This window comes from Pseudomonas fluorescens (genome assembly GCF_900636825.1).
Lineage (GTDB): Bacteria > Pseudomonadota > Gammaproteobacteria > Pseudomonadales > Pseudomonadaceae > Aquipseudomonas > Aquipseudomonas fluorescens_BG.
Genome location: NZ_LR134318.1, coordinates 1,795,414 through 1,813,174, shown reverse-complemented (window position 1 = coordinate 1,813,174; position 17,761 = coordinate 1,795,414). Strand labels below are relative to the sequence as shown.

The following is a 17,761-nucleotide window of genomic DNA, read 5'->3' as shown; positions in this document are numbered from 1 at the left end:
CAACCTTCAGGGCTTTTTCGGTCCCTGAAGTTGAAGTTGCTCGGGTGTATCGGGGAGGCGTTCGACGACAGCGAGTTTTTCCGGCTGCTGACGCTTGCGCCAGACACGGAAAGCATTGAGTTCGTCGTCGAGGGTTTTCATCAGCCAAGCGAGAACGGCGAGGTCGTCGAGCATGCCGAAGACCGGGATGAAATCAGGTATGGCATCCACCGGACTGACGAAATACATCAAGCCCGCTACCACCGACACCAGAGCCTTGCCACTGATTGCACGGTATTCGCCACGCCAGTAAGCCAGGCACAACGCCTGGAGCAAACGCAGATCATCCTTGAGTTTACCGAGGCGATTGCCTTGCGCAGCGCCTTTGCTGGCGACGGCGAATAGCAACGTCGGCAGCCGTCCACGGGCAAGCAAGCGGCCAGCCAAGGGCAGGAATCGAGCGAAATTCCACGGAGCCTTCATCTATTCCTCCCGTTGAAATGTTATCCACACAAATTGTGGATAACCTTGTGAACAGAGCTGCATTTCAGCGCTGAGAGCCCCGTTTTACAAGGGCCGCGCTCAGATCGGGCGTTTTTTACTCACATAAAAAACCCCAATATTTCATTGACTTGGCAGCTCAGCACGTCTAGCGCAGGACGCCTCAAAAGCTATGACTCCGGCGCCCGGCGTCGGTTCGCTTTGTTTACCCTTGTCGAAGTCCAGATGCAACAACGCCCCGCTTAAGCGAGGCGTTGTTGTTGAAACCGGCTGCTTACTTCGAAGCAGCGGCGTCTTCTTTGGCTGGATCCTTGATGGCCAGCAGTTCCAGGTCGAAGACCAGAACCGAATTGGCCGGGATTGCCGGGCTTGGCGACTGCGCGCCGTAAGCCAGATCGCTAGGGATGTACAGCTTGTACTTCTCGCCAACGTGCATCAATTGCAGACCTTCGACCCAACCCGGAATCACACCGCTGACTGGCAGATCGATCGGGCTGCCGCGCTCGACGGAGCTGTCGAATACGGTGCCGTTGGTCAGCTTGCCGGTGTAGTGAACGGTCACTACGTCAGTCGGCTTGGGCTGTGGGCCGTCGGCTTTTTTGATGACTTCGTATTGCAGACCGGAAGCAGTGGTTGTCACGCCAGTCTTCTTGCCGTTTTCTTCGAGGAACTTCTTGCCGGCGGCTGCCGACTCTTCGCTCATCTTGGCCATGCGCTCTTCAGCACGCTTTTGCAGGGCGGCGAAGGCTTCGACCAGTTCTTCATCTTTCAGCTTCTGTTCTTTCTTGCCGACGGCATCTTCGATGCCCTGGGCTACCGCTTTGGAGTCCAGATCATCCATACCTTCCTGAGCAAGGCTTTTGCCCATGTTCAGGCCGATACCGTAGGAAGCTTTTTGCGCCGGGGTTTTCAGCTCTACGCTGGTCTGCGAATCACAACCCGCGAGGACCAGGCCAACCAGGGCAACCGCCGCCGCCAACCGATGCTGTTTCATGCTATTTCCTTGTTCATGCGCCGAATGGGCAATCGAGTAAAGCCGCGAGCTTATCAGGCCGCCACGACCAATGGCTACCGGCATGAGAGCAGGATTCTTCCGATAAGTTCAGGGATTAAAACGCATTTGGATAAAGGCACGATGAAGCTTCTGTCATCTGTATCCGACAACGACCGAAGAGCCCGCCACAACATCTGGCGTAATGGCCACTTGCCGGCACGATCCAGCTCAGGCATAACAGCGCAACAATTCGACAAGGATGTTTATCTTGCGCCTCTTATTCCGTGTGCTGGCCATGATCGTCGCACTGCTGGGACTCGTTCTCGCCGTGGTGCTTTATTACGTCGTCAATCCGAAATTGCCCTTCTATACGCCCGCCCAGCAGGTGCATTACCTGGACCAATGGAGTGAAGAAGACCGGCAAACCTACTACTTCACGCCTCAGGGCACGCAGGTCAAAGGCTTGCGCTATGAATGGTTTGAGGCGCTGGAACTGCCATTCTCCGAGCACCGGTTCGCCTCCCCCGATTACCTTGCCCGCTTCGGTTTTCTCATCGATCCGCAGCGCAAAGCCACACCGAATAACCCCGGCAACCTGCCCGTCGGCTTCGCGCGACATCAAAATCCCGCCAGTTCCGAGCAATATCTGGACATAACTTGCGCCGCTTGCCACACAGGCGAATTGCGCTTCAAAGGGCAAGCGGTGCGCATCGATGGCGGCACGGCGCAGCATATGTTGCCTTCCAGTGTTCCGACATTGCGTGGTGGAAGTTTCGGACAGGCTTTGGTCGCAAGTCTGGCCTCGACTTACTACAACCCATGGAAATTCGAGCGGTTCGCCCGAAACGTGCTGGGCGATCAATACGACGCCCGTCACGCGCAACTGCGCGAAGACTTCAAGGCATCGCTCGATACCTTTATTAAAGTCGCCTGGAACGACACCCACCGCGGCCTTTATCCAACCGAAGAGGGACCGGGTCGTGCCGATGCGTTCGGACGGATCGCCAACGCCACCTTCGGCGACGCGATCTCCGCGACCAACTACCGTGTGGCCAACGCTCCGGTGGACTACCCGCAATTGTGGGAAATGTGGACGTTCGACTGGGTGCAGTGGAACGGTTCGGCGCAGCAGCCAATGGCGCGCAACATCGGCGAGGCGCTGGGCGTCGGCGCGACCCTGAGTTTTTTTGATGCCGACGGCCAGCCGCTGCAAGGCGACGCACGCTATCCCTCCAGCGTGCGCGTGCGCGATCTGCATAAAATCGAAGAAACCCTGCAAAAGCTGCAGCCACCCGCCTGGCCAGAAGCACTGTTGGGCGCCGTCGATAAACCGCTGGCAGCCAAGGGTCGCACCCTGTTCAGCGAGAACTGCGCCGGTTGTCACGTCCCGCGCACAACCCGTGAAGGCGAACGCTGGGTGCAGCACCTGCACATGCTGTCGGTGGATGTCATCGGCACCGACCCGAATGCTGCCAACAACATTGCAACCCATCGCTTCGACCTGACGGCCCTGCAATGGGATCTGAAAGAACTGCAGCGCATGGACGTGAAGCTGCACCCGGCGCCGAAGGAACCGCTGGACCTGAGCCAGTTGTCAGTCGCCAAAGGCCTGGCTTACGTCACCGCTTTCGTTGAGAACCGCGCCTACCGCGAAGCCAACGTCACGCCAGAGGAAAAACCAAGCCTGGATGGCTTTGGTCTGCCAATCGGGGTGCGCGAAAAAATTGCTTACAAGGCCCGGCCATTGGCTGGGGTCTGGGCTACCCCGCCGTTTCTGCATAACGGTTCAGTGCCCAGCATTTATCAGCTGCTTTCACCGCAGGATGAACGCGCCAGCACTTTCTATAAAGGCTCCTTCGAATACGATCCACGGCATCTGGGTTATCGCACCGACGCATTCGTCAATGGCTTCGTGTTCGACACGCGAATCTCTGGCAACCACAACAGCGGCCACGAATTTCGCGCCGGCCAGCGTGGCAATGGGGTCATCGGCCGACTGTTGCAGCCAGAGGAACGCTGGGCACTGCTCGAATACCTGAAAGTCCTCGGCGGCCCACTGGAGGCGCAATTGCCATGATCCTGCCAACCCTCAAACGTGAATTGCCGCTGCTCGCCCGGATCTGGTTGTGGCTGGGGCGCGCGCTCGGCAAGATCCTGCTGATTTTTCTTGCGGCCGGTCTGCTTGGCTGGGCCATCGTCAGCGCCTGGTTCGCCTGGCAACATCGCGGGCCGGTGTCGGCAAACGAACAAATTCCGCCCGGCGAAGCGGCGATGACGCAAGAGGTGATCCAGACTGCGGTGCGCATCGTCGACCAACATCGGGAAAGCACTCGGTATCTGCGAGACGCTCACGCCAAGGCCCATGGTTGTTTGAAAGCTGAGGTGCAGGTTTTGCCGGAACTGGCGTCGTCTTTGCGACAAGGTGTTTTCAGCGAACCGGGAAAAACCTGGCAGGCGATGATTCGCCTCTCCAACGGCAACGCCTACCCGCAATTCGACAGTATTCGCGACGCTCGCGGCATGGCGATCAAATTACTGGATGTGCCCGGTAAACAACTGCTCAGCGACCGCGCACAGCGCCGCGAACAGGATTTCGTCATGTTCAGCCATCCGAATTTCTTCGTCAGCGATGTCGCTGAGTATCGTCAGAATGTGGCCGCTCAGGCTGACGGCGAAAGGATCATGGCGTTTTTTCCCGACTGGGATCCTCGCAGCTGGCAGGTCCGCCATTTATTCATCGCGCTGGCCACGCTATCGCCGCCGCCAGACAGCCCGACGGGGACGACCTATTTCTCAGTGTCACCATACAAATTCGGTGAAACCAATGCGAAGTTTCGCGTGGCGCCGGCCCCGGAGAACTGCCCTGCCTATGCCGTGCCGAAGCAAAATCATGCGCTGCCCAATTTCTTGCGCACTGCGCTGAATCAGCAATTGTCGACGGATCGAGTGCCGGCGTGTTTTGTCCTGCAGATTCAGCGCCAGGATGCGCACAAGTACATGCCGATCGAAGACACCAGCATTGAGTGGCGTGAGCAGGATTCGCCCTTTGAAACCGTGGCGCGGATTACCCTGCCTCCGCAGGATTTCGACACGCCAGCGCTGAATATTGCCTGTGACAACCTGTCGTTCAATCCATGGTTCGGGGTCGAGGCGCATCGGCCGATTGGCGGCATCAATCGCCTGCGCAAAGCGGTGTATGAGGCGGTGAGCGATTATCGACACAGCCAAAACGCATCCACACATCCCTTGTAGGAGCTGCGGCACGCTGCAATCTTTTGCTCTTGTTTATGAAGATCAAAAGATCGCAGCGTGCCGCAGCTCCTACAGGATTTTTGTAAATCCCGGACAGCAAAAAGCCCGCACTAGGCGGGCTTTCCGTGGTATCTGGCGTTCAGTTCCAGATACCGAATATGGCGCAGCGGACGGGACTCGAACCCGCGACCCCCGGCGTGACAGGCCGGTATTCTAACCGACTGAACTACCGCTGCGCGAAACGCTTGAAACGAATGGTGGGTGATGACGGGATCGAACCGCCGACATTCTGCTTGTAAGGCAGACGCTCTCCCAGCTGAGCTAATCACCCTTCGCTTCGTTACGGGGCGCATTATGCCACAAGTTTTCGTAATGTGTTGATTTAATTGAATTTTTTTTCAGTTAAATCCGAAAACCGGTGAAACGGCGCATCCCGCGGTACAACCTTGAGGCAGAAAAAAACCCGCTTCAGCGGGTTTTTCCGTGGTGACCTGGCGTTCAGTGGTCCAGGTTACCGAATATGGCGCAGCGGACGGGACTCGAACCCGCGACCCCCGGCGTGACAGGCCGGTATTCTAACCGACTGAACTACCGCTGCGCTAAACACTTGAAACGAATGGTGGGTGATGACGGGATCGAACCGCCGACATTCTGCTTGTAAGGCAGACGCTCTCCCAGCTGAGCTAATCACCCTTCGCTTCGGTGTGGCGCGCATTCTACGGAGCGACCCCACCTCTGGCAAGCACTTTTTTAAATAATTTTCCGAGGCCTTCCAAAGGCTTAGAGAAGGGTTGGCCTATGGGACGGCGAAGACAATAATGCCCCCCTTTGTATAAAGGAGAGACTCACCCCATGTGGTTCAAGAACCTGCTTATCTATCGCCTGACCCAAGACCTGCCTGTCGATGCCGAGGCGCTGGAAACTGCACTGGCCACCAAACTGGCGCGTCCATGTGCAAGCCAGGAGTTGACCACCTACGGTTTCGTCGCGCCGTTCGGCAAAGGCGAAGATGCGCCGCTGGTGCACGTCAGCGGTGATTTCCTGCTGATCGCTGCGCGTAAAGAAGAACGCATTCTGCCGGGCAGCGTCGTGCGTGACGCAGTCAAGGAAAAGGTCGAAGAGATCGAAGCCGAGCAAATGCGCAAGGTCTATAAGAAGGAACGCGATCAGATCAAGGATGAAATCATCCAGGCCTTCCTGCCGCGTGCGTTTATCCGTCGCTCATCGACCTTCGCCGCCATCGCGCCGAAACAGGGTCTGATTCTGGTCAACTCGGCCAGCCCGAAACGTGCCGAAGATCTGCTGTCGACCCTGCGAGAAGTGATCGGCACCCTGCCCGTGCGTCCGCTGACCGTGAAAATGGCACCGACTGCGGTCATGACTGACTGGGTCACCACGCAAAAAGCCGCCGACGACTTCTATGTACTGGACGAGTGCGAGCTGCGCGACACCCACGAAGACGGCGGTATCGTCCGTTGCAAGCGTCAGGACCTGACCAGCGAAGAGATTCAGCTGCACCTGAGCACCGGCAAAGTGGTCACTCAGTTGTCGCTGGCTTGGCAAGACAAGTTGTCGTTCATGCTCGATGACAAGATGACCGTCAAACGTCTGAAGTTCGAAGACCTGTTGCAGGATCAAGCGGAACAGGACGGTGGCGATGAGGCACTGGGCCAACTGGACGCCAGCTTCACGCTGATGATGCTGACGTTCGGCGACTTCCTGCCAGCGCTGGTTGAAGCGCTGGGCGGGGAAGAGATGCCGCAGGGAATCTAAGCGGTTTTTTGTGTGAACGCTTAAAAGATCGCAGCCTTCGGCAGCTCCTTCAGATGACGTGTTTTTCTGTTGGAGCTGCCGGAGGCTGCGATCTTTTTGCTGGCGACGTATGCTTAGCTTCCTAACGCTTTCACATAACAAGGATCAAGCCATGCGCGCACTGGCTGCACTCAGCCGCTTTGTCGGCAATACCTTCGCTTACTGGGTTCTGATATTCGCGGTCATCGCATTCCTGCAACCGGCGTGGTTCCTCGGCCTCAAAAGCGCCATCGTCCCGCTGCTGGGGCTGGTGATGTTCGGCATGGGCCTTACCCTCAAACTCGACGACTTCGCTGCCGTCGCCCGCCATCCGTGGCGTGTGGCGCTGGGGGTGGTTGCGCATTTCGTGATCATGCCCGGTGTGGCGTGGTTGCTTTGCCAAGTGTTTCACCTGCCACCGGAAATCGCCGTCGGAGTGATTCTGGTCGGTTGCTGCCCAAGCGGTACGTCCTCCAATGTGATGACCTGGCTGGCCCGCGGCGATCTGGCACTGTCAGTGGCCATCGCCGCCGTCACCACGCTCCTCGCGCCGCTGCTGACCCCGGCGCTGATCTGGCTGCTGGCCTCGGCCTGGCTGCCGGTCTCGTTCATGGAGCTGTTCTGGTCGATTCTGCAAGTGGTGCTGCTGCCGATCGTTCTCGGCGTGGTCGCGCAACGTCTGCTGGGTGACAAGGTTCGTCACGCTGTTGATGTGTTGCCACTGGTGTCGGTGGTCAGCATCGTGATTATCGTTACCGCCGTGGTTGCCGCCAGTCAGGCGAAAATCGCTGAATCAGGCCTGCTGATCATGGCCGTGGTGATGCTGCACAACAGCTTCGGCTATCTGCTGGGTTACTTCACCGGTCGCTTGTTCAAACTGCCATTGGCACAGCGCAAGTCGCTGGCGCTGGAGGTCGGCATGCAGAATTCCGGGCTGGGCGCCGCGCTGGCCAGCGCGCATTTCTCGCCACTGGCGGCGGTGCCGAGTGCGCTGTTCAGCGTCTGGCACAATATTTCCGGGGCGCTACTGTCGACCTATTTCCGCCGCATGAGCGAGAAGGAAGATCGCGACACTCTTGCGCAACGGGCTGCCGAATGACGCGCGCACTTGACCCAGGATTAATGCTCGTCACACTATCGCGCAACGCGGGGACGACCCTGCGGCTCGATCGAGTCATTTAATCTGGGGACGACCCCGTCAAAATCGATGGAGGTCTGTCATGTCCTGGATCATTCTGTTTTGCGCCGGCCTGTTTGAAGTTGGCTGGGCCGTCGGCCTGAAATACACCGACGGCTTCACCCGACCGCTCCCCACTGTCCTGACCGTTGCTGCCATGGCCATCAGCCTTGGCTTGCTCGGTCTGGCGATGAAGGAGTTGCCGCTCGGCACGGCTTACGCAATCTGGACAGGTGTTGGTGCGGTTGGCACGGTGATCGCCGGGATCATCTTGTTTGGCGAGTCGATGGCATTGATTCGGCTGGCCAGTGTGGCGTTGATCATCACGGGTTTGATCGGCCTTAAAGTCAGCGCTTAGGCCTCTGGCCCCATCGCTGGCAAGCCAGCTCCCACAAGATTGGTGTACACCATCGAACCTGTGGGAGCTGGCTTGCCAGCGATGAGGGCCGCCCAGTCACCAACTATTTAACGGCTCCCCGCAACTCCCCCACCAACCCCTGCAATCTCGCCGGCTCCGCGCCTTCGATCACCGCCGGCCCGGCCACCAGCGTCACCCGCGACCACAACCGACGGAACAAGCCCTTGTTCGGATCGCGGCTGAAGAAGCTGCCCCACAAGCCTTGCAACGCCAAAGGAATCACCGGCACCGATGTCTCCTCCAGAATCCGCGTCACGCCGCCGCGGAATTCGTTGATTTCACCATCAGTCTTCAGCTTGCCTTCCGGAAAGATGCACACCAGCTCACCGTCCTTCAGATATTGCCCGATGCGAGTGAAGGCTTTTTCGTAAATCTGGATATCTTCCTGACGCCCGGCGATAGGAATTGCGCCCGCCGTGCGGAAGATAAAGTTCAGCACCGGCAGGTTGTAGATTTTGTAGTACATGACAAAGCGAATCGGCCTACGCACCGCCCCGCCGATCAGCAACGCGTCAACGAACGATACGTGGTTGCACACCAGCAACGCCGCGCCTTCGTCGGGGATTGCCTCAAGATTGCGATGCTCGACGCGGTACATGGAATGGCTGAGGAGCCAGATCATGAACCGCATGCTGAACTCGGGGACGATTTTGAAGATGTACGCGTTGACGCCGATGTTCAGCAGCGAGACCACCAGAAACAGCTGCGGGATCGACAGTTTGGCCAGGCTCAACAAAACGATCGAAACAATCGCCGAGACCACCATGAACAGCGCGTTGAGGATGTTGTTGGCGGCAATCACCCGAGCCCGCTCGTTCTCGGCGGTGCGCGACTGGATCAGCGCGTACAGCGGCACGATATAGAAGCCGCCAAAAATGCCGAGGCCGAGGATGTCGATCAACACCGCCCAGGTGTGCACGAAGCCCAGCACTTCAACCCAGCTATGCCCGCTGACGCTGTCGGGAATCCCGCCGGAATGCCACCACAGCAGCAACCCGAATACCGTCAGGCCAAACGAGCCAAACGGCACCAGGCCGATCTCGACTTTGCGCCCGGAGAGTTTTTCGCAGAGCATCGAACCCAAGGCGATACCAACCGAAAACACCGTAAGAATCAGCGTGACCACGGTCTCGTCGCCATGCATCCATTCCTTGGCATATGCCGGAATCTGCGTAAGATAAATCGCCCCGACAAACCAGAACCAGGAGTTGCCGACAATCGAGCGCGACACGGCCGGCGTTTGCCCCAAGCCGAGTTTCAGCGTCGCCCAGGACTGGCTGAAAATGTTCCAGTTCAGGCGCATTTCCGGCGAAGACGCCGCCGCGCGCGGAATGCTGCGGCTGGCCAGATAACCCAACACGGCAATGCCGACGATAGCGGCGGAAACCACCGGCGCGTAGTTCGCCGAAGACATCATGATTCCGGCGCCAATGGTCCCGGCGAGAATCGCCAGAAACGTGCCCATTTCCACCAGACCATTGCCGCCGACCAGTTCGTCTTCGCGCAACGCCTGCGGCAGGATCGAATATTTCACCGGTCCGAACAGCGCCGAATGGGTGCCCATCGCAAACAGCGCCACCAACATCAGCGACAGATGATCAAAGAGAAAGCCGACAGATCCCACAGCCATGATGGCGATTTCCGCGAGCTTGATCAGACGGATCAACGCATCTTTGGCGAATTTTTCCCCGAACTGCCCGGCCAGCGCCGAGAACAGAAAGAACGGCAGGATAAACAGCAGCGCGCACAGGTTGACCCAGATCGAGCGGTCACCCTCGATGGTCAGCCGGTAGAGAATGGCGAGGATCAAAGATTGTTTAAAAACGTTGTCGTTAAACGCGCCGAGCGACTGGGTAATGAAGAAAGGCAAAAAACGCCGTGTACGCAGCAGGGTGAACTGTGAGGGGTGACTCATCTTCCGTGTTTCCTGATGTGAGGTAGAGAGGCCTGGTTGCTTGTTATTGGAATCTCGAACCGCGATCCAGGCCACACCTTACCTAAACTTTGCGGATTATTGCTTCAAACCTGCAATACAAGGCGAGACAAACAACTCGCCCCGCCAGGCGCCTTGCACGGTGCGTTTGCCAACAATCAGCCACATCGCTGCGAGCAAAATCACCAGCACCGTTCCGAACGCACTGAAAAACGTCAGGCCAAGGATGCTTGCCAGTTTCAGCGTCGCCAGCGAATACACGCCCAACGGGAAGGTAAAACCCCACCAGCCGAGGTTGAACGGAATGCCATCGCGCAGGTAACGCAGGGTAATCAGCAGCGCCATCAGCATCCACCACAGCCCGAAACCCCATAACGTGATTCCCGCCACCAGGCCGAGGCCGGAGGCGATTTCACCGACACCCGGCAAACCATTCGCGGCAAAAATGGCCGGCGCCTCGCCGCCCAACAGCAACATGCCCAACGCGCCGGTACCGATCGGACCCAGCGCCAGCCAGCTCGACGCAGCCATATTCTCGTGGGGCAATTTGTGCAGGGCCATGCGCAGCAGCAGAATTGTCAGAATGCTGAACGCCACGGGTAGGGAAAACGCCCAAAGTACGTAGCTCGTCGTCAGCACCACCAGTTGCGAGTGGGGATCGCTCAGATGCGGTGCGAGCAGGCCACCGCTGGCCGCCGCCACTTCGGCGGCCACGACCGGCAACAGCCAGACCGCAGTCATCTGGTCGATGCTGTGTTCCTGACGGGTAAACATCATGTACGGAATCAGCACACCGCAGGCCAGCGACAGCGCCACGTCGATCCACCACAACACCTCGGCGATCTGCACGACGCCCTCGCCCCATCGCGGGAGCCCGAACAGCAAGAAACCATTGATGATCGTGGCCAGGCCCATGGGGATGGTGCCGAAGAACATTGAAACGGTGGAGTGGCCAAAAATGCGCCGCGCCTCATCGAAGAACAGCATCCAGCGCGCAGCGTAGGCAGCGGTAAACAGCGTGAACAACAGAATGTTGAACAACCACAGCCCTTCGGCGACCGAGTGCAGTCCGGGAATGGCCACGGGCAATTGCGCCAGCGCCAATGCCAGCACGCCGGTGCCCATGGTCGCGGCAAACCAGTTCGGGGTGAACTGGCGGATCACTTCGCGCGGGTGTTGAAGCTGGCTTAAAGGCTTGTAGCTTGGGGTGGTGCTGTTGGGGCAAATCATCATGAACTCCTGTCCTCTGGTGAGGTTGAATCCATGGTAGAACCAAATCGAATATCTATATAACGGGTAATATCTCTAACTGTTATCTGTTTTGTGAATATTCACTCAAACGCTGCCCGCGGATTGAATCACCGAAACTGCGCACAATCGCACTTAAGGCGCGCTGTGGTCTCTTGAGGTTAGTAGCGAAGATCAAAAGATCGCAGCCTCGTTGCACTCGACAGCTCCTACAGAGTTAGCTGCGACATCAGCCCCTGTAGGAGCTGCGGCACGCTGCGATCTGTTGAGGTTAGTAGCGAAGATCAAAAGATCGCAGCCTCGTTGCACTCGACAGCTCCTACAGATGAGGGGCGATGCCAGCCCCTGTAGGAGCTGCGGAACGCTGCGATCTCTTGATGTTGATTTAGAGGTTCGTTGCGCTCGACAGCTCCTCCGGACTGCGGCGCATTTGTGCCTGCGACACCGCGCCGCGCCACGACCTTGGTCGACACTGACTAACCGCCCCCGCCCATGCGAGACTGTCCGCCCGGACAGGGTCGCCGGGGAGTCTTTTGTCGGGAGTGCTACATGTCGTTGTCCACCGGGCTGATCGCCGCCGTCGCCCTGGCCTACATGGCCATCATGTTCGCCATCGCCTTCTACGGCGACCGGCGCAGCACGCCGTTGCCGCCGCGCGTGCGTGCGTGGGTGTACAGCCTGTCGCTGGCGGTCTATTGCACCAGCTGGACGTTCTTCGGCGCGGTGGGTCAGGCCGCCGAGCAGCTGTGGTCGTTCTTGCCGATTTACCTGGGGCCCATCCTGCTGCTGGTCGGCGCGCCGTGGGTTCTGCAAAAGATGGTGATGATCAGCAAACAGGAGAACATCACCTCCATTGCCGACTTCATCGCCGCGCGCTACGGCAAATCGCAATCGCTGGCGGTGGTGGTCGCATTGATCTGTCTGGTCGGCGTACTCCCGTATATCGCCCTCCAACTCAAAGGCATCGTTCTGGGCGTGAACCTGCTGATCGGCGCCGGTGCCGACGCCATGGGCACCCGCGCCCAGGACACCGCGCTGATCGTGTCGCTGGTGCTGGCGCTGTTCACCATCGTCTTCGGCACGCGCAACCTCGATGCCACCGAGCACCACCGCGGCATGGTGCTGGCAATTGCTTTCGAGTCCCTAGTCAAACTGTTCGCCTTTCTCGCCGTCGGTGCCTTCGTCACTTATGGCTTGTATGACGGCTTCGACGATCTGTTCAATCAGGCGATGCTCGCCCCGCGCCTGGAGGAATACTGGAAGGAAACCATCAACTGGCCGTCAATGGTGGTGCAGACCGGCGTGGCGATGATGGCGATCATCTGCCTGCCCCGGCAATTCCACGTCACCGTCGTGGAGAACATCGATCCGCAGGATCTGCGCCTGGCCAAGTGGGTGTTTCCGGCCTATCTGGCCTTGGCTGCGCTGTTTGTAGTACCCATCGCTCTGGCCGGTCAGATGATGTTACCGAGCGACGTATTGCCCGACTCGTTCGTGATCAGCCTGCCGCTGGCGCAGGCCCATCCGGCGCTGGCGATGCTGGCGTTTATCGGTGGCGCCTCGGCAGCCACCGGCATGGTGATTGTTGCCAGCGTGGCGCTGTCGACCATGGTGTCCAACGACATGCTGTTGCCATGGTTGCTGCGTCGCAACAACGCCGAGCGCCCGTTCGAAGTGTTCCGCCAATGGATGTTGTCGGTGCGCCGTGTGAGTATCGTGGTCATCCTGCTCCTGGCCTACGTCAGCTATCGCCTGCTCGGCTCGACCGCGAGCCTGGCGACCATCGGCCAGATTGCCTTTGCCGCCGTGACGCAATTGGCCCCGGCCATGCTCGGCGCGCTGTATTGGAAACAGGCCAACCGTCGTGGAGTTTTTGCCGGTTTGGCCACGGGCACGTTTCTGTGGTTTTACACCCTGGTTCTGCCGATTGCCGCGCACAGCCTCGGCTGGTCGCTGAGCAGTTTTCCAGGTCTGGCGTGGCTGCACAGCAACCCGCTCAACCTGCCCATCACCCCGCTGACGCAAGGCGTGGTGCTATCGCTGGCCGGCAACTTCACCTTGTTCGCGTGGGTCTCCGTGCTGTCGCGCACGAGGGTTTCCGAGCACTGGCAAGCCGGGCGTTTTATCGGTCAGGAAATCAGCGCCAGGCCGAGTGCACGCTCGATGCTGGCGGTGCAAATCGACGATCTGCTGCAACTGGCGGCGCGCTTCGTTGGTGAAGAACGTGCGCGCCAGAGCTTTATTCGCTTCGCCTATCGCCAGGGCAAAGGCTTTAACCCTAACCAAAACGCCGACGGCGAATGGATCGCCCACACCGAACGTCTGCTGGCTGGCGTCCTCGGTGCTTCGTCGACCCGCGCCGTGGTAAAAGCCGCCATCGAAGGTCGCGAAATGCAGCTCGAGGATGTCGTGCGAATCGCCGACGAAGCTTCGGAAGTCCTGCAATTCAACCGCGCGCTGCTGCAAGGCGCGATCGAAAACATTACCCAAGGCATCAGCGTGGTCGACCAGTCGCTGAAGCTGGTGGCGTGGAACCGCCGCTATCTGGAATTGTTCAACTACCCGGATGGCTTGATCCGACTCGGCCGGCCGATTGCCGACATCATTCGCTACAACGCCGAGCGCGGCTTGTGCGGGCCCGGTGAAGCGGAAGTCCATGTCGCCCGACGTCTGCACTGGATGCGTCAAGGCCGGGCGCACACCTCTGAACGGCTATTCCCCAACGGTCGGGTGATCGAGCTGATCGGCAACCCGATGCCCGGCGGCGGATTCGTCATGAGTTTCACCGACATCACCGCGTTCCGCGAGGCCGAACAGGCGCTGACCGAGGCCAACGAAGGCCTTGAGCAGAGGGTCAGTGAGCGCACCCAGGAACTGTCGCAACTCAACGTTGCACTGACCGAGGCCAAGGGTCATGCCGAGTCGGCAAACCAGTCGAAAACCCGCTTCCTCGCCGCCGTCAGCCATGACTTGATGCAGCCGTTGAACGCAGCGCGGTTGTTCTCCGCCGCCCTCTCCCATCAGGAGGAAGGCTTGACCAGCGAGGCGCAGAAACTGGTGCAGCACCTCGACAGTTCACTGCGTTCGGCTGAAGACCTGATCAGCGATCTGCTGGACATATCGCGCCTGGAAAACCGCAAGATCAATCCGGATCGCAAGTCGTTCGCGATCAGTGAGCTGTTCGACACCCTTGGGGCCGAATTCATGGCACTGGCGCAGGAACAGGGCCTGACGTTCCGCGTGCGCGGCAGTCGTTTGCGCGTCGACAGTGATATCAAGTTGCTGCGGCGGATTCTGCAGAACTTCCTGACCAATGCGTTCCGCTATGCCAAAGGCCCGGTTTTGCTGGGTGTGCGTCGGCGTGGCGAGGAGTTGTGCCTGGAAGTCTGGGATCGCGGGCCGGGCATTCCGGAAGACAAACAGCAAGTGATTTTCGAAGAATTCAAACGTCTCGACAGCCATCAGACCCGCGCCGAAAAAGGCTTGGGACTGGGTCTGGCGATTGCTGACGGTTTGTGTCGCGTGCTCGGCCACACCTTACGCGTACGTTCGTGGCCGGGGCGCGGCAGCGTCTTTAGCGTCAGCGTGCCGTTGGCGCGCACGCAAACCGCGCCCGTCAGTGCTGCTGCCGAATCGAATGGCAAATTGCTCAGCGGCGCGCGGGTACTGTGCATCGACAATGAAGACAGCATCCTGATCGGCATGAACAGTTTGTTGAGCCGCTGGGGCTGTCAGGTCTGGACGGCGCGCAATCGCGAGGAATGTGCGGCGTTGCTGAGCGACGGCGTGCGTCCGCAACTGGCGCTGGTCGACTATCACCTCGATCACGGGGATACCGGCACCGAATTGATGGCCTGGTTGCGCACGACAATCGGTGAGCCGGTGCCAGGCGTAGTCATCAGCGCGGACGGGCGACCTGAAACGGTGGCGCAGGTGCATGCAGCGGGGCTGGATTATCTGGCCAAACCGGTGAAACCGGCGGCGTTGCGGGCTCTGTTGAGTCGGTATGTGCCGCTTTAAAAGCAAAAGATCGCAGCCTGCGGCAGCTCCTACATGGAGCTGCCGCAGGCTGCGATCTTTCGATCTTTATTCAGGCAACTCGACCAGGCCATCAACATCAGTCATCGCCCGCTCCAGCAAATCCGCCGGCAAGCTTTTGCTCGCCCGCGCACCCAGCAATTTGAGCTGTTCACTGCGGCTGACCAGATTGCCGCGCCCTTCCGTCAGCTTGTTGCGCGCTGAACTGTAGGCCTTGTCCAGTTGCTGCAGACGATTGCCGACCTCATCCAGATCCTGGATGAACAGCACGAATTTGTCGTACAGCCACCCGGCGCGCTCGGCGATTTCCCGGGCATTCTGACTCTGCCGTTCCTGCTTCCAGAGGCTGTCGATGACGCGCAAGGTCGCCAGCAGCGTGGTTGGGCTGACGATAACGATGTTGCGGTCGAACGCCTCTTGAAACAGCGAAGGCTCAGCCTGCAAAGCAGCGGAAAATGCCGCTTCGATCGGCACGAAGAGCAGCACGAAATCGAGGCTGTGCAGGCCTTCCAGTCGCTTGTAATCCTTGCCGGCCAGGCCCTTCACATGATTGCGCAAGGACAGCACGTGCTGCTTGATCGCGATCTGTCCGAGGGTATCGTCATCGGCCGCAACATATTGTTGATACGCGGTAAGGCTGACTTTCGAATCGACTACCACCTGCTTGTCGCCTGGCAGATAAATAATCACATCCGGCTGGAAGCGCTCGCCATCCGCGCCTTTTAGATTGACTTGGGTCTGGTACTCGCGACCCTTTTCCAGACCGGCATGTTCGAGCACGCGCTCGAGAATCAGCTCACCCCAGTTGCCTTGGGTTTTCTGGCCTTTCAAGGCACGGGTCAGGTTGGTCGCTTCGTCGCTCAGGCGCAGGTTTAGCGCTTGCAAGCGCTCCAGCTCTTTCGCCAGCGAAAAGCGTTCACGGGCCTCGGCCTGATAGCTTTCTTCCACGCGTTTTTCGAAGGACTGAATGCGTTCTTTCAACGGATCGAGCAGTTGCCCCAAGCGCTGCTGACTGGTCTCGGCAAAACGCTGTTCGCGCTCATCGAAAATTTTCCCGGCCAACTCGGCGAACTGCGCGCGCAACTCATCGCGCGAGCCTTGGAGATCGGTGAGGCGTTGCTGATGGCTTTCCTGCTGCTCGCGCAATTCGGCGCTCAAGGAAGCGGCCTGCGCGTCGAGGCGGCGCAGCTCGGCGTCTTTGTTGGCACGTTCGAGATTCCAGGCATGGGAGGCATCACGGGCATCGTCGCGCTCGATTTGCAACAACTCGACTTCCCGGCGCAGCGCAGCCAGATCCGCTTGTTTAGCAGCGTTGGCCTGACCGAGATCGGCGATTTCATCGCGACTGGCCTCGAGCTGAGCATTGAGCCCGTCTTGCGCCAGTTGCGCCATGGCCAATCGCTCTTCGAGCAGCGCCACTTCGGCCTGGCCATTGCTCGCCCGGCGCTGCAGTTGCCAGGCCAGCGCCAACAGCGGCAGACCTGCCCCTGCGAGACCAAGCAACACGCTGGTCAAGTCCATAGCCATAGCGACTCCTGCCGATCCGATAAAACCTGAAGGTTAACCAAGGCGTCAGAGCTTGGACAGCTCAGTCTTCGATGAGCCCGAGTTCCTGCTGTGCCCGCAGGTCCCCCGCGCGAGCAGCCTGACGCAGCAACTCCTGGCCGATGCGCCGATCCCGGGCGTTGCCGCACTCACGGCACATCAACTGACCGAGACGACTTTGCGCTGCGACCACGCCTTCGCGCGCCGGTTGCTTGAGCAGGCGACCGGCCAAGTGTTTGGCGTTGTGACTGTCACTCAAGCGCGGACTGTCGAGCAGCCATTCGGCGACACGCACGGAAAATCGCTTGATCGGGGTAACAGAAAGAGATTGTGAGGTAACAGAGTCTGATACTGAGCGAAACTTCATAAAGCACTGTGGGACAGATCGGAAGGCGCGCCACTCTACTCTCTTTTTCTTACAGGTAAAGTCGAAAAACAACCCGGCACGCCCGTGCTAGAGCAAGCGCTCGGGACAATCCACAGAAGCTGTGGATAACTCAGTGGACAACCGCCCTGCAACCGTCGCAAAGCCTTATGGAATGGGGCTCCCAGTCAAACTGACGATTTTTTCACCAACAAAAAAAAGCGATGTTTTTCATTGACTTAAACTTTCGATACAGGCAGCGACCCAGGTCAGGTTGTGTGTGACAGGCATGTGACAGCCTGCGCAACTAATGTGCACAACTGCCTGTTACTCGGTTATATGAGCGCGCTTTTTCGGGTCAATTTTGTCGTTGCGCTGGGCATAAACCGGTGCGGCAGTGGCTTGCAGAGGTGATTCCCTCCGACCAGTGGTCGCAAACTGTGCCCGGTTCAGGCGCATCGGCGAGTTCGAGCAATGAAATAGTCACAGCTTCCTGGACATTTTTTCGCCAGGCATTTGCT

At 58.9% G+C, this 17,761-nt stretch carries 12 protein-coding genes and 4 tRNA genes; 6 read left to right on the top strand and 10 right to left on the bottom strand.

Annotated features, from left to right (window positions below; genetic code table 11):
• Positions 1-6 precede the first annotated feature (6 nt).
• Together EL257_RS08340 and EL257_RS08335 are read right to left on the bottom strand one after the other, a co-directional pair.
• Positions 7-462, bottom strand: coding sequence for a YkvA family protein (locus EL257_RS08340; protein ID WP_126361523.1), 456 nt, complete (start codon positions 460-462; stop codon positions 7-9).
• 292 nt (positions 463-754) lie between these two features.
• Entirely contained in the window at positions 755-1,474 is a 720-nt protein-coding gene (locus tag EL257_RS08335; RefSeq protein ID WP_126361519.1) for an FKBP-type peptidyl-prolyl cis-trans isomerase, read from the bottom strand.
• 268 nt (positions 1,475-1,742) lie between these two features.
• Here EL257_RS08335 and EL257_RS08330 point away from each other — a divergent pair, with 268 nt between their 5' ends.
• Together EL257_RS08330 and EL257_RS08325 are read left to right on the top strand one after the other, a co-directional pair.
• Complete coding sequence (locus tag EL257_RS08330) at positions 1,743-3,551, top strand: di-heme-cytochrome C peroxidase (RefSeq protein ID WP_126361516.1); 1,809 nt, start codon at positions 1,743-1,745, stop codon at positions 3,549-3,551.
• Positions 3,552-3,580: 29 nt separating this feature from the next.
• The gene (locus tag EL257_RS08325) at positions 3,581-4,726 is read left to right on the top strand and encodes a catalase family protein (protein WP_419866615.1); all 1,146 of its coding nucleotides are present in this window, start codon (positions 3,581-3,583) and stop codon (positions 4,724-4,726) included.
• A 159-nt stretch (positions 4,727-4,885) separates the two neighbouring features.
• Here the strand turns inward: EL257_RS08325 and EL257_RS08320 are convergent.
• The 4 genes from EL257_RS08320 to EL257_RS08305 all read right to left on the bottom strand — a co-directional run bounded on the left by EL257_RS08320 (position 4,886) and on the right by EL257_RS08305 (position 5,419).
• Positions 4,886-4,962 (bottom strand) — tRNA-Asp (locus tag EL257_RS08320).
• A gap of 19 nt (positions 4,963-4,981) precedes the next feature.
• Positions 4,982-5,057: transfer RNA gene (locus EL257_RS08315), tRNA-Val, on the bottom strand.
• Between the two features lie 190 nt (positions 5,058-5,247).
• Positions 5,248-5,324: transfer RNA gene (locus tag EL257_RS08310), tRNA-Asp, on the bottom strand.
• 19 nt (positions 5,325-5,343) lie between these two features.
• Positions 5,344-5,419 (bottom strand) — tRNA-Val (locus EL257_RS08305).
• A 159-nt stretch (positions 5,420-5,578) separates the two neighbouring features.
• Between EL257_RS08305 and rdgC the strand changes: the two genes are divergently transcribed.
• The 3 genes from rdgC (at position 5,579) to sugE (ending at position 8,052) form a co-directional block, all read left to right on the top strand.
• The gene (gene rdgC, locus EL257_RS08300) at positions 5,579-6,499 is read left to right on the top strand and encodes a recombination-associated protein RdgC (RefSeq protein WP_126361510.1); all 921 of its coding nucleotides are present in this window, start codon (positions 5,579-5,581) and stop codon (positions 6,497-6,499) included.
• Between the two features lie 151 nt (positions 6,500-6,650).
• Positions 6,651-7,616 carry a bile acid:sodium symporter family protein gene (locus EL257_RS08295; RefSeq protein ID WP_126361507.1) on the top strand — a complete coding sequence of 322 codons (966 nt, stop codon included), beginning with the start codon at positions 6,651-6,653 and terminating at the stop codon, positions 7,614-7,616.
• A gap of 121 nt (positions 7,617-7,737) precedes the next feature.
• On the top strand, positions 7,738-8,052 hold the full coding sequence (sugE, locus tag EL257_RS08290; RefSeq protein ID WP_126361504.1) for a quaternary ammonium compound efflux SMR transporter SugE: 315 nt from the start codon (positions 7,738-7,740) through the stop codon (positions 8,050-8,052).
• 103 nt (positions 8,053-8,155) lie between these two features.
• Here sugE and EL257_RS08285 read toward each other — a convergent pair whose 3' ends face one another.
• Both EL257_RS08285 and EL257_RS08280 read right to left on the bottom strand, forming a co-directional pair.
• Complete coding sequence (locus EL257_RS08285) at positions 8,156-10,027, bottom strand: MFS transporter (protein ID WP_126361501.1); 1,872 nt, start codon at positions 10,025-10,027, stop codon at positions 8,156-8,158.
• Between the two features lie 96 nt (positions 10,028-10,123).
• Positions 10,124-11,275, bottom strand: coding sequence for a TDT family transporter (locus EL257_RS08280; protein WP_126368030.1), 1,152 nt, complete (start codon positions 11,273-11,275; stop codon positions 10,124-10,126).
• 567 nt (positions 11,276-11,842) lie between these two features.
• On the opposite strand from EL257_RS08280, the gene EL257_RS08275 reads away from it, so the two are divergent.
• Positions 11,843-15,313 carry a PAS domain-containing hybrid sensor histidine kinase/response regulator gene (locus EL257_RS08275; RefSeq protein WP_126361499.1) on the top strand — a complete coding sequence of 1,157 codons (3,471 nt, stop codon included), beginning with the start codon at positions 11,843-11,845 and terminating at the stop codon, positions 15,311-15,313.
• A 66-nt stretch (positions 15,314-15,379) separates the two neighbouring features.
• Here EL257_RS08275 and rmuC read toward each other — a convergent pair whose 3' ends face one another.
• Positions 15,380-16,744, bottom strand: a complete 1,365-nt coding sequence (gene rmuC, locus EL257_RS08270) for a DNA recombination protein RmuC (protein WP_172604542.1) — start codon at positions 16,742-16,744, stop codon at positions 15,380-15,382.
• Between the two features lie 175 nt (positions 16,745-16,919).
• Positions 16,920-17,243, bottom strand: a complete 324-nt coding sequence (locus EL257_RS08265) for a sel1 repeat family protein (protein ID WP_126361493.1) — start codon at positions 17,241-17,243, stop codon at positions 16,920-16,922.
• Positions 17,244-17,761 lie beyond the last annotated feature (518 nt).